Source organism: Bacteroidota bacterium (genome assembly GCA_016722375.1).
Lineage (GTDB): Bacteria > Bacteroidota > Bacteroidia > Chitinophagales > LD1 > Bog-950.
Genome location: JADKJG010000001.1, coordinates 202,896 through 218,287, shown reverse-complemented (window position 1 = coordinate 218,287; position 15,392 = coordinate 202,896). Strand labels below are relative to the sequence as shown.

General features: G+C 43.3%; 14 protein-coding genes and 2 pseudogenes. 8 read left to right on the top strand and 8 right to left on the bottom strand.

Going from position 1 to position 15,392, the window contains the following annotated elements; genetic code table 11:
- Window positions 1–28 precede the first annotated feature (28 nt).
- Entirely contained in the window at window positions 29–1,627 is a 1,599-nt protein-coding gene (locus IPP77_00940; GenBank protein MBL0308301.1) for a T9SS type A sorting domain-containing protein, read from the top strand.
- Between the two features lie 243 nt (window positions 1,628–1,870).
- Window positions 1,871–2,491 (top strand): hypothetical protein, encoded by a 621-nt coding sequence (locus tag IPP77_00935; protein MBL0308300.1) that lies wholly within the window; start codon window positions 1,871–1,873, stop codon window positions 2,489–2,491.
- Window positions 2,492–2,547: 56 nt separating this feature from the next.
- Here IPP77_00935 and IPP77_00930 read toward each other — a convergent pair whose 3' ends face one another.
- From IPP77_00930 to IPP77_00915, 4 genes are all read right to left on the bottom strand, one after another.
- Entirely contained in the window at window positions 2,548–3,225 is a 678-nt protein-coding gene (locus tag IPP77_00930) for a hypothetical protein (GenBank protein MBL0308299.1), read from the bottom strand.
- Between the two features lie 12 nt (window positions 3,226–3,237).
- On the bottom strand, window positions 3,238–3,906 hold the full coding sequence (locus IPP77_00925) for a DUF2461 domain-containing protein (GenBank protein MBL0308298.1): 669 nt from the start codon (window positions 3,904–3,906) through the stop codon (window positions 3,238–3,240).
- A 29-nt stretch (window positions 3,907–3,935) separates the two neighbouring features.
- The gene (locus IPP77_00920; GenBank protein ID MBL0308297.1) at window positions 3,936–5,006 is read right to left on the bottom strand and encodes an alkane 1-monooxygenase; all 1,071 of its coding nucleotides are present in this window, start codon (window positions 5,004–5,006) and stop codon (window positions 3,936–3,938) included.
- A 65-nt stretch (window positions 5,007–5,071) separates the two neighbouring features.
- The gene (locus tag IPP77_00915) at window positions 5,072–5,515 is read right to left on the bottom strand and encodes a hypothetical protein (GenBank protein MBL0308296.1); all 444 of its coding nucleotides are present in this window, start codon (window positions 5,513–5,515) and stop codon (window positions 5,072–5,074) included.
- 95 nt (window positions 5,516–5,610) lie between these two features.
- On the opposite strand from IPP77_00915, the gene IPP77_00910 reads away from it, so the two are divergent.
- The 6 genes and pseudogenes from IPP77_00910 to IPP77_00885 all read left to right on the top strand — a co-directional run bounded on the left by IPP77_00910 (window position 5,611) and on the right by IPP77_00885 (window position 10,439).
- On the top strand, window positions 5,611–6,165 hold the full coding sequence (locus IPP77_00910) for an AAA family ATPase (GenBank protein MBL0308295.1): 555 nt from the start codon (window positions 5,611–5,613) through the stop codon (window positions 6,163–6,165).
- 30 nt (window positions 6,166–6,195) lie between these two features.
- A pseudogene (locus tag IPP77_00905) lies at window positions 6,196–6,698 on the top strand (cytidine/deoxycytidylate deaminase family protein).
- A gap of 110 nt (window positions 6,699–6,808) precedes the next feature.
- Window positions 6,809–7,204 (top strand): hypothetical protein, encoded by a 396-nt coding sequence (locus IPP77_00900; protein MBL0308294.1) that lies wholly within the window; start codon window positions 6,809–6,811, stop codon window positions 7,202–7,204.
- Between the two features lie 53 nt (window positions 7,205–7,257).
- Window positions 7,258–9,456, top strand: a complete 2,199-nt coding sequence (locus IPP77_00895) for a TonB-dependent receptor (GenBank protein MBL0308293.1) — start codon at window positions 7,258–7,260, stop codon at window positions 9,454–9,456.
- 122 nt (window positions 9,457–9,578) lie between these two features.
- Window positions 9,579–9,938 carry a heavy-metal-associated domain-containing protein gene (locus IPP77_00890; GenBank protein MBL0308292.1) on the top strand — a complete coding sequence of 120 codons (360 nt, stop codon included), beginning with the start codon at window positions 9,579–9,581 and terminating at the stop codon, window positions 9,936–9,938.
- A gap of 150 nt (window positions 9,939–10,088) precedes the next feature.
- On the top strand, window positions 10,089–10,439 hold the full coding sequence (locus IPP77_00885; GenBank protein ID MBL0308291.1) for a hypothetical protein: 351 nt from the start codon (window positions 10,089–10,091) through the stop codon (window positions 10,437–10,439).
- Here the strand turns inward: IPP77_00885 and IPP77_00880 are convergent.
- The 4 genes and pseudogenes from IPP77_00880 to IPP77_00865 form a co-directional block, all read right to left on the bottom strand.
- On the bottom strand, window positions 10,396–12,534 hold the full coding sequence (locus IPP77_00880) for a tetratricopeptide repeat protein (protein ID MBL0308290.1): 2,139 nt from the start codon (window positions 12,532–12,534) through the stop codon (window positions 10,396–10,398). The genes IPP77_00885 and IPP77_00880 overlap by 44 nt on opposite strands.
- 850 nt (window positions 12,535–13,384) lie before the next feature.
- Entirely contained in the window at window positions 13,385–13,780 is a 396-nt protein-coding gene (locus tag IPP77_00875) for an Rrf2 family transcriptional regulator (GenBank protein ID MBL0308289.1), read from the bottom strand.
- 6 nt (window positions 13,781–13,786) lie between these two features.
- On the bottom strand, window positions 13,787–14,110 hold the full coding sequence (locus IPP77_00870; GenBank protein ID MBL0308288.1) for a metal-sulfur cluster assembly factor: 324 nt from the start codon (window positions 14,108–14,110) through the stop codon (window positions 13,787–13,789).
- Window positions 14,110–15,392, bottom strand: a pseudogene (locus tag IPP77_00865) (cytochrome C oxidase subunit I). The gene IPP77_00870 and the pseudogene IPP77_00865 overlap by 1 nt, the downstream one beginning before the upstream one ends.

Genomic DNA, 15,392 nt, shown 5'->3' with positions numbered 1-15,392 from the left:
TTTCTAATTTAAAAACTAAAAAACCATTATGAAAAAGTTTGTTTTTACTCTAATCGTTATGTTACTGGTTGCCGCTTTTGCTCACAGCCAAACACCTGAACTTGTAGTGCCAATATGGGCAGAGAACTTAGCATCTGCCAATGGAAGCCTGTTTTTTTCCAAAAGTGATACTCTAATGATATCAGATGGCACCACTGCAGGCACTCATTTACTGAAACAGACAGGGAACTCACTTGTAGAAGCAGGGAAATTTACAGCCTATAACGGCAAAACTTACTTCATAGGTGCAGATACCAATGGTGGGGTGGAGATGTGGGTAACAGACGGCACTACGTCCGGCACAAATATATTAACCGAGCTTAATCCTTCTGGTTCGGGATGCATTGATATTTTCGGAGCGTTCAATGGTAAACTATATTTTATTGGTAACGATGGTATAAACGGGAAAGAACTTTGGCAAACAGATGGTACAGCTTTAGGCACCCAGATGGTAAAGGATATCAATCCGGGAAATGGCAACGGAATAACATTCACATCGAACATCAATTGGCAAATAGGAATTTATAACGGGAAGTTATATTTCTCGGCAAATAACGGAACCAATGGGGACGAACTTTGGGCTTCTGACGGCACTATGGTCGGCACAACGATGGTTAAGGATATTAATTCAGCAGGCTCCAGCAATCCGAGGTTTTTTACTGTTGCAAACGGCAAACTGTTTTTTGAGGCAAGCAGCGACTTAGAAGGATCAGAACTTTGGGTCAGCGATGGAACCGGTAGCAACACCACACTGGTCAAAGACATCAACCCCGGCCCCTCTGGTTCATCGCCAGCATATTTCACCTCTTATAATGGCAAAGTATATTTTACTACTTCAGCAACATTTGCTTCGTGGCTCGATCCTAACAACTTGTGGGAATCTGACGGAACGCCTGGCGGGACCGTTATTTTCCAAGACAGTGCCGCTCAAATGACCTGTGTTTACAATGGGCATCTTTATCTCGGTAAAATTTCAGGCTATAAAGCACCATTTTTTGAATATGCCCTATATAAATCTGATGGCACACATCAAGGCACCACGCTGCTAAGTGAACTGCCAGGTGGTCACAGCACAAATTTTAATAGACAATTCATCGAGGTCGGTAGCAAATTGTATTTCCTGTGCAATTATAATGGGCCTAACGATAGCGGAAATCAATTAAGCAACGATTTATGGGTGACGGATGGAACTCCTGCCAACACAAAACTTATACAACATGCCTCTGGAGACAGCGTGAATGTTCTTATATATACAGGTCTTATGGCCGAAAATAACGGTTCATTATTTTTTGTTGATCAAAGCACCTATACCAACTCGTTATACAAAATCTCAGGTAACGGAACAGGCATCAGTGATGTTTCTGCAAATAACACGGAAGTACTTGTGTATCCTAACCCCACTCATTCAGATGTCAATATCCAAACAGATGAACCGGTTGAAACTATCAACATCTATAATGCTATGGGTGCCTTGGTTCAAACTGAAACACAAACCACCTTTTCAATCTCAGCGTTTCATCCCGGTATTTACCTGCTCCAAATAAAAACCGGAAAAGGAACAGCGGTGATGCGGATAGCGAAGTATTGATAGTGTTTATCTCGGCGCGTATCACCATTTCCATCTATTTCTAAAGCATTAATACTGGTAAGAGCGGAGAGTCAGATATAGCAGGCCTTCGCCGCTTCCCGGACGTACACATAAATCCAGCCTTCAAATGTGGATAACTGTATTATTTAGTAAACAGATGACTTAGAAAGTGTATCTCTTTTATCCCAATCATTGGTAGAAGAGCGGCTGAACGGGTTTCTTTGCATCTTAAAATATAAAAATATGCAGCGACTTCTCACCCCGATAGTCTCTATTATTATCCTTTTGTCCACAGTTTCATTTGAGAGCAAGCCACCGTCTCCATCTGTTATTTATAAGAAGGATGGCCATTTTACGGCTATGGTGGACGGAAAATATTTCACTGTGCGCGATGAGAACCGGTACAGCAGCGAACTGGTGAACCAAAGCACCGAGCAAACCGCGCGAACCGGTACCGGCACTCAAAAGATTACGAAACTGGTGAACCACATTTCCTTTTTTGGCAATCAGTTTTTTGATGAATCAGGCAACACTGCCGAGGAGCGCATCAACTTTGAATATGCTTTCAATGAAAACACGATGGGCCCGGTGGAAGAAGGAACGGTGATGTTGCATTTCAACAACGATAAATATTCCAACATAGCCAGCGAAACACATTTTGTCATTACCAAGCGTCAATGGAGCCCTGACCGCCGGTATTGTGTGATGACCGCCGAGTTTGATTGCAAAATGCGTCGCTGGGGTGTCCCGGCCTCTTCGCAAGAAGTGGTGCAACTGAAAGGAAAGATGGAGGACATTACCGTTACGGTACCTTCTTGGGCTGTCAACTCTGCTGCCGACCGGGTTTCTATGGAGAACTGGTAGATGTTTTTGATGACATCGTTCCTCCAAAGCCGGTAAACTTTACGTTTTATTATAGGTTATAACTTAGCTAATAAATCCATCAGGGTATTGTTCAAGGTCTTTTGCGCCAGTTGCAGATTTTCCTCCCCGGTGGCCAAGTTTCGTTCTATCACACCAAGTTGAAAAAAGTTTTGCTTTTCAAACAGGCAGGGGTAAACAAATCCTAGACTATCCAAAGTTTCGCAATCAGCTTTATATTTTTCCTTTTTCATTAGGAAGGATTCTCTATCTGCATAATGATTCACAGTCACTCCCACTACTTTTTTAAACGGAGCGAACACATTCATGTAGGCATTGTTCAGATTGATAAAACCACCTCTTTGGTGCGGGTCATCCATCCGGTTTATTAAGTCTAAGTCATACCAGTCTTTCCATTCGCCATTTACCATCATCCCGCAATCACCCGGCTTCTCGTTCACTATATTTAATACGGAACTCACCGGAATATTTTCATTGTAGGTACAAGCTAAACTTACCTTTAGAGCTAGATGGTATTTCTGAATGGATAAGGCCTTGGCCATCTTATAGGTAGTTTGGAATATACCTGCACCGGTCTCTACAATATCTACCTCATGATGAAGTATTTTGGCAAAATGGATGAACTTTAAAGTCTGCTTCTGTTCCGGTTGGGCATTAAAATGAGTTAAGGTAGATTCAATATCTTTTAAGGAGGATATGCAAAGAAGTATTTTCATTTTGAATTTTGTTTAGCCGTGACTGGCTTCCAACAGGAATTTATTCATCTTATACCCCGCCTTAAAATATGATAACAACAAAGCATCCAATTTGTCGCTGGTTATCTCCTTTCGGGTAAGTTTAGCCCCGTACCAAAACTGCTTGTTGGCTATCAAGGGTTGTTCCCGAAGGAAGTCTTTGTATTCCGGTTTCAGCACCTTATTCTTTTCCCCATCCAGCGTTTTAAACTTTTGTTTGAATGGTTTATCATTTAACAGTTTGATAAAATCTTTGTTGTTGTAGTAAATCTCTTGCCGAATATTGGCCAATTCTTCCTTGCTGCAAAAGTACTTTCCCCCTCCTACCATAATCTCATCTATGCCGATGTGAAGATAGAAGCCAGGATAGACTAAATCCTTGGTGCCGGTTCTGCTGAATACCGCTGCCACATGGTTTTTATAGGGCGACTTGTTTTTCGAGAAGCGTATGTCGCGGTTGATACGAAAGATGGCCTTCGATGGGTTGCGGTTAAGTTCAGGTATATCTTTGGAAAGTTTTTCAATCATATTCTCCACCAATCTTTTGAGTGGCTCCTTTACTTCCTTTTCATAAATGGTTCTGTTTTTATCAAACCATTCTTTGTTGTTATTCTTAGATATTCCATCGAGGAATTTGAAGAGAGCCGGTGTAAAGTATTTCATGAGGTTGATATGAGGATATGAGGAAAGCTTTAATCCAATGCTGCCCCTTCTAAAGTGGCTTTGTATTTTTCGATTCTCGGATTCATGATAGCAAACCAAAGCAGAGGAATGGTGGACATGGCCATCATCCCTGTATATCCGGTAGGCATTTGCGGGCTATTATCAAAGTTACGAAGGACTTGATATTTCCTAGAAGGCATGTAGTGGTGGTCTGAATGGCGGGAAAGTTCAAATAACATAATGCGTCCCATAGGATGGTTTGAATTCCAGGAATGGATTGGCATGGTTTTGTCATAATACTCATTATCATTTTTTTTCCTTCTCAGCCCATAGTGCTCAATGTAATTCACTGTTTCAAGCAGAAGAAAGCCGGTGGATGCCGCGCCGAGATAAAAGAGCATCACCTCCCAACCCCAAACGAATGTAATCGCAGCCAACATAGAGACCTGAACGATTTGATACCAAAGCATTTCATTATGAATACTCCAAAAGGCTTTGCTATCCTTTTTTAGGCGTCCCCCTTCCAAATGCCAAGCAGAAAGCCAACCGTCTTTTACCGAACGAAACCAAAAAGCATAGAGGGACTCGCCATACTTAGCTGAGGCTGGGTCTTCATCGGTTGAAACGTTTTTATGATGTCCTCGGTTATGTTCAATAAAGAAGTGCATATACAACGAAGTAAGCAGCAACATTTTGCTCATTAATCTCTCATACCAGCTATTCCGGTGGCCTAACTCATGTGCTACATTGATTCCGAATACCCCGCATGAAATCCCAAAAGAGAAAATCATTCCGATAATTTCCCACCAAGCCAAACTGCCATCGCTGATTCTGTTTAGAAAGAAAAAGAAAACAGCAAATTGAAATGGGACTACGCTATACACCACCAAATCAAACTTCCAATCCTTTTTTGCAAGTTCCTCTTCCACTTCACTCATGTTGCTTTGATCTCCTCCGAAGAAAAGTTCCATGAGTGGAATTACAATGAACACGTAGAAAGGAGCTATAAAAACAGCTATCCCGCCCACCGCCAGCGAACTGAGGATGACCCCGATGCTGAGATAGGCTGAGAAATATTTAGCAAAACGAATACTCTTCATAGAATATAGAGGGCTTCAAAGTTATAACTGTTTCGCTTGAATTACAAGACGAGCAAGATTAAGGCTCAACGAGTCACCGAATAGTTTTGGTCTGCTTGAATGGTTCCGCCGCCAATAAAGTTATGGAAAGCGATCTTGCTTTTTACCTCCACTTCTACATTTCGGGTAGATGAATCCGGTGAACTGCTCGATATAGCATCATTACCAAAACGAATACTAACCGGAAAAACTGTCTCCTTCCTGCCGGGGATTCCTTGGTTCAGTTCCATTTCAAATATGCCAATCACCACTCCGTCCACACGAAACTCTTGCCGGATGGTTTCAACTGTGGAAGAAAGGAGATTCGGATTGTCTAAATGAATCAAGGACTTTAATTCATATCCTTCCGCAGAAAGCTGATAGATTTCAAATTTATCCTGCCTGACCAAAACAATGTCCGCACGGTTTAAGAAATACAGAACCACCAGCAGGGCGAGGGCAATCAATATACCTATTCTTTTAATTTTCATTCGCCAATATTATCTCGTTTTTCACAAGAGACAGCAAGTTATTCACAGCAAGAGGCAAGTTCCAGCAACTATTTATTTTCACCCAAAATTATTGAGTGAAAATTATCGGCATCACCGGAACTTTAGGCTCAGGAAAAGGGACCATCGTTGATTACCTGACGAAGTATAAAGGTTTTATCCATTTTTCGGTGCGGGGCTACCTCACCAAATTGATCCGCGCTAAAGGTTTAGAAGTAAATCGCGACACGATGGTGGCTGAAGCCAATGAACTGCGCGCGAAAAATTCACCGAGCTTTATCGTAGAAGAATTATACCATGAAGCTTTGCAAAGCGGAAAGGATTGTATCATCGAAAGCATCCGAACGGTAGGTGAAATCCATGCTCTGCGTGGAAAAGGGAACTTTCATCTTTTCGCTGTGGATGCCGATCAACAGGTTCGTTACCAGCGCATCGTGGAGCGAGCCTCTGAAACTGACTTCATTTCATTCGAAACTTTTCAAGCCAACGAAGCAAGGGAAATGAATGCCACCGATCCAAACAAACAGAATCTTTCCGCTTGCATGAAATTGGCCGATTTCTGTTTTGATAACAATGGAAGTTTTGATGATCTTTATAAGCATATTGACACGGTTCTGCAACAAATTCATTAGACGCATTTCAATAAAAAAGCGAGAAACATTATGAGTGAAAAAACCGAAGCACACTACATTCGTCCTACTTGGGACGAGTATTTTATGGAAGTGATGGATGCCATCAGCAAGCGCGCCACCTGTGGGCGTGGCCGCAGTGGTTGTGTGATTGCACGCGAAAACCAATTGCTTGTAACCGGTTATGTAGGCTCTCCGGTAGGTATGGCACATTGTGATGATGTAGGGCATCAAATCAAAAAAGTAGTGCATGAAGATGGAACCGTGACAGAGCATTGTGTGCGCACGGTTCATGCAGAGCAGAATGCTATCTGCCAGCCGCCAAGAACGGAGTATCATTAAACGGTGCCACACTTTATTGCCGCATGACTCCCTGTCGGGTCTGCGCTATGCTTATCATCAATTGCGGTATCAAAAGGGTAGTTTGCCAAAGGAAATATCATTCAGGCACCGAAAGCGAAACCATGTTTCAGCAAGCGGGCGTTTCCCTAGAGTTCTTCCATGAAGATGTGCAGACCTATGAGGGAAATAAATAAAAATAGCATCGGCATTTTTTGCTTCATGATTGCACATTAGTTTGATGATAAATATTCCTAATTCTGTCCTTTCTTATTGATACATAATTCCAATCGGTTAACTTTGGCTGATGCTTTTCAGAAGAGTAGGGGTCTTTTTTCTTCTTTTGGTGATGGTCTTTGCCGACAACGGGCAGATGATTCATCGCCATGCCTGTTTGGAGTCCGGCGAAACGAGCTACAGTTTCTCCCCTACTAAACATTGTTGTTCAGAGCCTTTGAATAATGAAGCCACTTGCTTCCGGGGGACCTCCTGCTGTGAAGACACAGCAAAATATATCAAACAGGTATTTGTGAATCTGGGTGATGATTTTCAAAAGTTAATTCCTGCACCCACTTTTTTCCTTGCATTTTCTTCATGGCTCTCTACTATCACAACCTACTCAGAGCATTTTCCATTTTCTCATTTCAATCCTCCTCTAAAGGATTCCAGTTCCCTTTCGCTGCTTCAGGTGTACCGCTGTTAGAATCATCTTCCTAATCTTTTTGGAGGATCATTCGTTAATATAAATAGCAGGTAATGAAATATTTATTGTTTATTGTTTTAGGGTTTTTACCCTTTCAGTCGCTATGGGCGCAAACGGTTCATGGCCATGTGGTTGAAGAGTTGGCTGGTGGGAAAACCGTACCGATTTCGGGAGCCTTTGTTTCGGTGTTTCACTCGACCAACGGAGTTGTCACTGATAGCCTGGGCATCTTTGTCATTCATGAAGTAAATCCCGATGTAGATGCACTTCTGGTCACTGCGTTTGGTTATCAGAGCGACACCGTTTACCTAAAGGGAAATACGATGATGACCATTTCGCTGTTTCCGCTGACCATAGATGCCGTGGAAATCACTCGAAGGAAAGCATCACGGCTTGAAACTACCCCCATGAATGTGGAGGTGATTAATTCTCTTGATTTAGTAAAAGATGCCTGTTGTAACCTCAGTGAGAGTTTTGAAAGCTCTGCTTCGGTGGATGTGAATTTCACCGATGCTGTGTCAGGTGCTAAAGAAATAAGGATGCTGGGTCTCGACGGTATTTATACTCAAATTTTGGTTGAAAACATTCCCTCCATCCGTAGTTTGGGAAACACTTTCGGGCTGAATTTTATTCCCGGCCCATTGATGAGTTCAATTCAACTGAACAAGGGAGCAGGAAGCGTAGTGAACGGCTATGAATCCATGACCGGTCAAATCAATGTGGAATTGAAAAAGCCCCGACTGGCCGATAAATTATACGTAAACTTATATCTCAATCAAGATATGCGCACCGAACTCAACCTGATTTCTGCTACCAAACTCAGCAGCAAGTGGAGTACACTTTCGGCGGTGCATGGACAATTGAACTGGTTGAAAATGGATTTGAACCATGATGGATTTATGGATAATCCGCTGGTTAAAAATCTGAACCTCTTTAACCGCTTTAATTATGAAAGCGGAAAGGTATTTGGATTCTGGAGCAGCGTCACGGTCAATCTGGAAGACCGTCGGGGAGGGCAGTCAGCCTTCAATCCTAACGAAGGCAGATTGACTCAAGACAATTGGGGATTAAGACTCAAAACAGAACGGGTAGAAGCCTTTGCCAAGACCGCCTTCAATCTGCCAAAAGAAAATTTCATCGGGATACAGTACAAATACATCTATCACCATCAGTTTGGCTACATCGGAAGAAGAGATTATACCGGCTTAGAACATTTTGGCTATCTCAATTTCATCTACCAAAAGAATCTGAATGAAAAGGATGACCTGATAAAGTTCGGGGCTTCCGGCCAGATAGATTATGTGAATGAAGTGTTCGACACCTTGAACCGAAACCGAACAGAAATTGTTCCGGGAATTTTCTCGGAAGTAGCTTTTAGTTTTGGGAAACGCAAGAATATTGTCCTCGTCGGTGGCCTGCGAGCCGATTATCATAATCTCTACGGATTCTTCATTACGCCGAGGTTCAACATGAAGTGGAATATTATTCCTGATTTAAGTTTTCGTGTAAGCGGCGGGCGGGGATACCGAGTACCTACTCTCTTTGCCGAAAATTTCGGCTTGCTGGCAAACAACCGCGAAATCTTCATTGATCCCAATATCAAAGTGGAAGAGGCCTGGAACTATGGCGCCAACCTGACTTATAAATACTTCCTGAACTTCCGAGAAGGATTAATCAGCATTGATTATTACCGGACAGATTTCATTCGTCAAGTCGTGGTTGATTTGGAAAACGCACGAAAGTTACAATTCTATAACCTCGATGGTCATTCCTTTGCCAATGCCATGCAGGTTGAATTAAGCTATGAAGTTATCAAGGGCTTTGATGTCAAACTGGCTTATAAATTCGAGCAAACCAAGACAGATTATCAAAGCGGCAGAAAAATAATTCCCTTACGGCCACAACATCGTGGCTTAGTGTCGCTGCAATATAAAACCCGTAAGGAACGCTGGAGATTTAATACCAGTTTCAACTGGTTTGGCAAAACGCGGATTCCGGATACATCACCAAACGATGTTGAAAACCAAAGACTGCTTCAATCCAAAGATTTCTTCCAACTCAATGCACAGATCACCTTCAAGATCAAGAAATGGGAAATCTATTTGGGTGGAGAGAACCTGACCAACTTCAGCCAAAAGAATCCGATTATATCCAGTAGCCAGCCGTTCAGCAACCAGTTCGATGCTTCGCTGATTTGGGCGCCACTCAGGGGAGCGATGGCTTTCGCCGGATTTCGATTTGTGCTGAACTGATAACTCATACGGGCGCTCATCATTCCATCCCCGTTCCGTAAGAATTAAAGTACGTTAAAAGGATATTCCGAATCCGACATTTTTACTTTGAATCATTATTTTTAAAACCAAAATTAGAAACCATGAGTACACTTACCAAATCATTCTTCAGCGCCATCGGTCTGATTATACTACTATCTGCTGGTCTGGAAGCTGCCGTGAAGCCCAAGTCCGAAACGGTTACGATTCATACCTCAGCTATTTGCGAATCCTGCAAGAAGCGAATAGAAAAGAGCTTGAAAGCTACAGAAGGTGTTCTGGAAGCATCGTTGAATCTGAACAACAAAAAAATCAAAGTGAAATATGACCCGGCAAAAACCTCGCCCGACAAAATCCGGCAGACTATTGCCAATACGGGGTATGACGCAGACGATGTAAAGAAAAACGAAGCCGCTTTTGACAAACTTCCCAACTGCTGTCAAAAGCCTATGGACGAACATTAGTCGAGCGCTTTTATCAACCCAAAGGGCGAAGCAAGGAAGAGTATTCCTGTTTCGCCCTTTTTTGTTTGGCTAGTAGATTACTTTTCAAATTTCAAAGCATTATTTAGATTTACGCTTCATTAAAATAACCATCACCTAAAAAAAATAACCATGCTCTCCTTCAAAAAAATTTATTCTCTGTTGCTCCCAGTCTTTCTATTTGCTGGATTAGTAACCTTCCTCCCTTCTTGCAAAAAATGTAAAGACTGTTCGCTTACTACGGTCCTAAATTGCGGCAAATGTGCGGTAAACGGTTTCGATATTTCGCAAGGCTGTGAAAAAGATGGCAAAACTGCTTATAACAACATGAAATCTCTTTGCGCCACTGCTACCGGCACTTGGACTATCACCAGTTCCGACACTACCATTGTTTCAGAAGAGGTATGCGCTAATAATAAAGCGGACGTGGTAGATAAATCTATTGACCTCCGTCTGCAAGGCTACACCTGCGTAGATAAATAAGCGCGACGCTTATCTTCTTCCCCCAACTGCTGATAAATATTGGCGTAATAAGCGGCCTGATCCTATAGCCTAAGCGAGCCATACATTCGCTCAAGGCCTGATACGGTGCCGGGAAATATTGATTCTTTTCCACGACCGTTTTCAAAATCTGCGCGGCTTGCGTATAGTCTTGCTTATACAGATAAGCCAAGCCCAGCCAATATCCTGCGTTCATATTATCCTGATTCAGCGACAAAGTGCGGCCCAGCACATTGATCGCCTTATCCAACTGCTGCGCATTGAGATAGCACAAACCCAAGCTACTCAACACCACATCATTCTTCGGATATTTAGCCGAGTAAGGTTCCAGATATTGCAGCGCTCCTGCATAATTTCCCTTTTCTATTTCCTGTTGACCTAAATAATCTCCCTTGTCGGTTTTCTTTATCACACAGGCAATGGGAACGCCGTCAACCTCTACCGTGTGAATCGTTTGTTCGGGAGGGAAAGCCCCGTTGAGCAAAAGCTCTCTATCCACAAACCGGTTATAAAGAATCAGGTAATCAGCGTTTGTATTCGTTCTATTTCGATAGCTGATGTAGCCCACATTCAGATTGGCTGAATCGGGCGCGAAATAAAAATTGCAAGGAAGATTGGCGTTGGAGCAGAGCAACAATTTCTCTCCGTCCTTCTTTTCAAACTTTTCGTTTTCATGCAGCCAGTTGGCGCATTGCTTCACCGAATTCATGTAGTAATCCAATTCATAATTACCATAAGCTCCCTTCATGCCTCCTTCCAGTTCATTGAAATAAACATACTCGTTCGGATGGTTGGCCACCATGAACCGCGCCGGTAGAAACAATAGCACCACCACAGCGCCTGCCGTCATGTATCTGGTATTTCGCGAAGCAGCATTCAGGAAATAATTGAACGTCAGTGCGGCGAGCAGTATGATGCTGGGATAAACAAAATATAAGTGGCGCATGGCATCATACAGCACCGCTTTTTGATAGATGACATAAGTCACCGGAAAAACCAAGGTGAAATAGAGAAAGAACAAGAGCAACAACTTCTTCTCTTTCCGCATCACCGGTATCAGCAAGAACGAAAGCGCCAAGCCGATTAGACCAAAGAGCGGCGTGGTGATGGCCAACCACTGCGGAATATAATTCCACGGAATTTCGGAAGAAAATAAATGACCGCCGGCAAAAAGAATACGGATGTTGACCGGATATTTCTGTGCTTCACGCAATATTTCAAAGGGATGTTCCAGCGGGCTGACCAAACCATAAGGCCAGAAAAGCAAACTGCCGAAATAGCCGATGAACGTAGCGAGCAACAACCACCGCAAACTGGGCCACACATTATCTTTGAAGCGCGAAAAATCGAACAGTTCGCGATAGCCATAAATGCTCCACATCATCAAACCATAAAACATAAAGGCATAAGGAATCAGCAACAAGCCCCCGATACGAATACCCATCGCTACGGCTATGCTCGCGCCCAGCCCCAAAGCGGTTTTCAGGCTGGGTTTGGGCAGTTGTTTTATAAATCGGATGATAAAAATATACGCCAGCACATAGCCGGTCGTCATCGTTATATCCTTCGGGTTGTTCATGCTTTCGCCAAAAAAACGGGGCGAGAAAGCCATGAACAACAAGGCCAGCAAACCGGCCTGCCATCCCATAATTTCTACTGCTATCAGTCCGGTGCCGAGGATGGCAACAAAACCAAAAATAGAGTTCCAGAAATGGCGCACGTCATATTCGTGAAACATGGGCAGCGCCTTGGCCAAGACCGTAGCTGTGCCGTCATAAAAGCCGCCATAAAACACCATCATCGAGTCCAGCCCGTTGCGCGTGGCGGCGGTGGTGTCGTGCCCCAGCGAGGTGTAAAAATTTACTACGTGATGGCCATATTCTTTGTGATAGTTTTCATCGCCCGATATGCCGTATTGATGGCTCACGGTGGTCATCAACACCAACAGCAAGGCGGCCAAGACAAAGAAAATTTTCTTGGCCAGCGGCTCGGCAATGAACGGAACCAAAGGCTTTTCGGTTTTATCTTCTTTCTTTTTTGCGGAAGCGGGCTGCGGTTTGGGTTGTTGCTTGGCCATAGATGAAATTTGAGGAGGCAAAATAGAAATTTGTGAGGAATGGAAATTAAGTAATAGAAAGGAGATTCAAATTGCCCTCTCGCAGATTATCCCTTTTCAATCCGCAGAGTCCTTTTTACATTTATATCTATTGAAAAAAGAGCCTCCGCGGCGGGGGATGTTGCCTCTTTTTAATGATTTGAAACTCTTTAAAACAAGATATAGTACATTTTCGGAGAAGGTACGCCGTTTTGCAAAAAAGGCGTACCTTTTAGCCTGTTTGGCGTACCTTTTTCCAGAAAAGGCGTACCTTTTTAAAAAAGGGCGCACCTTTCAAGCTATTTGGCGTACCTTTTTTTAAAAGGGCGTACCTTTCACCCTATTTGGCGTACGTTTTACCCTATTTGGCGTACGTTTTCCGAAAAGGTACGCCTTTTCTGAAAAAGGTACGCCTTTTGCTAAAAATGGCCGAAGACTACAAAAGTCTTTAAAACCTTTGGTTTTGACTTTATTTCACGCAGAGGGCGCAGCGTAGCTGGGAACACAGAGAAAATACAGTAAAGAAGACTCCATGCGCTGCATCTCTGCGCGCTCTGCGTGGAATTTTTTCTTGATTTGAAAAGGCCTTGTAAGGACAATCTATATTGATGAGCGCCGAGCTGCGTGAAGGATAGAAGTGGAAATCCTTTTCTTCTTTAATAAATTAACAGAGTCAGAAAAGATTGGAACGGATAGCCTGACTCCATCCCGATTCTTCCAAAAATATTTTAGTGGAATCGGGATGGAGGCACGCCCACATTCTTAAAAAAAATTTCGGCAGGGCAGGCTGTGAGCGTTAGCCCATTAGGAAGGATAGGCCTTGGTTGACGGACTAATGGAAGGATGAGATTTTATTGTCGGTAAATAGTTTTTCAATCAGGTTTCGCGCTGTTTTGTATTCGTGATGGATGGGGCAGGGATGTGATTCGGAGCATTTGCTTAAACCCAAGCCACATTCTTTGAAAATATTGATGCCGTCAATCGCTTCTACGATGGTGATGATGGGTTCTTTCATTTGTGGTTTGGAAATAAAAAAACCACCGGAGGGGCCTTTGACGCTGTTGATGATTCCTTGCTTGACTAAGGTTTGCAGCACCTTGCCGACGGTGTGTTCGTTCTCATTAATTTTTCCAGAAATCTCTTTAATCATGGCTCGTTCACCGGTATCGTGTTTGGAGGCAAGATATACGACCGCTTTGATGGCGGCTTTGCAGGCTTGGCTTAGCATAGTTTATTAATGATTTAGAAACTGTCTGCCTTCTTCCGAAATCATTTCCATTTTCCAAGCCGGGTCGAAGGTGAGTTCGAGTTTGATGTTGTAGCCGGGAAAGGAAGTGGTGAGTGAGTCGGTCACGTCGCTTTGGATGGCTTCGCCCATAGGGCAAAATTGGGTGGTGAGGGTCATGACGAGCTGCACATTTTTTTCTTCTTCTTCAAAATCTACCTGATAAATCAGGCCGAGGTCCACTACGTTCAAGCCGATTTCAGGGTCTATGACGGACTTTAAACCGCTTAGAGCGATGGTACATTTTTCAAGGTTGTTGGTCTCTATATCCATTATGAAAGGGATTTATGAAAGATGATTTTAAATACGTTGCCGTTATAAAGCAGTGCGGCGAGCACCAAGATGACGGAAGCAATTTTCAAAATAATTTCACTGCCGGTAATGATTCCGATGACGAAAAATATAAAGCCTACGAAATAGAAAACGGACATGGCGGTGACTATTTTGGTATTGAATAAATCTTTCGGACTGGGGGTTTTGCCGGCCTTTGCTTTTGTATGATAGATTTTATTCCACACGATGAAGGGCAGTGTTTTAAATGTCATGCCCATGATGAGTGAGGTGATCCATCCGAAGAAAATGACAAATCCGTAGGCCAAGACCATGGAGCTTTCGTTGCCGCGCGAAACGACGACCAAGGTGGCGACAAAAAGCAAACCGGGCAGCAGCATCAGCGCGATGGCAAGCAAGGAAAGGCGCATGGGTTCATCTACTTTTTTTCGGATTCGCTGTTGATGCGATTGATAGATGAAATAGGCAAACAACAGAACGGCAGCAAACACAAAAATTGCGGGCGCGTAAGCAAAGGCAGCAAGCCGAGAGAATGTTTGTGTGGCGATGATCAAAAGCAAGGCTGCATTTATTAAACCATAAATCCACCACAATAGTTTTGGATTATTGTATTTGGAAATCAAAAACATGGGAATCAAACGCGAGCCAACACCGATAACCAGCAGAAGAAACCAACCGAGAATGCCGAGATGTGCATGTAAGGATAGATAGCGCAAGGAATCGTCGGGAAAAATTTTTATGGTGAAGTTGAGTAGCAGCAGCAATCCAAATAGAGTAGTTAGAAACAACCAACCGGTGGCGGTGAATATGAATACGGCATGTACGTTTTCTTTTTTGCTGTTGGAAATACTAATAGCCAGATTGATGAGGAAGACAAGAATGGCAACATTCACCAACACGGCGCCGACTTGTGCCTGCAAACCCAGATTGAAGAAAAAGAAACCGACCACGAACAAAGGAATCCCTAAAGCAGCAAGCGCAAAGGTGACGTATGCCAGCGTGTTGCTGTATAGCTCGCCTTCGATCAGAACCGGTACCAGTTGATGGCTGGCACCGAAAATCATCATAGTGCCCCAGCCTAAAGTCATGATATGCGTGATAGCCAAAGTGTGTGGATGAAAGTAGTGCTGCCTAAACGCATCGGTTGAAAAGAAAAGCAGAATCGTAGCGACTAAAAAGAAATAGCGGCGTAGGCATAAAAGGGCAAAACCACTTTGTATGAAGTAGTTTTTTGAACAGCCTGTCCAAGTCCGGGGGCAAACAT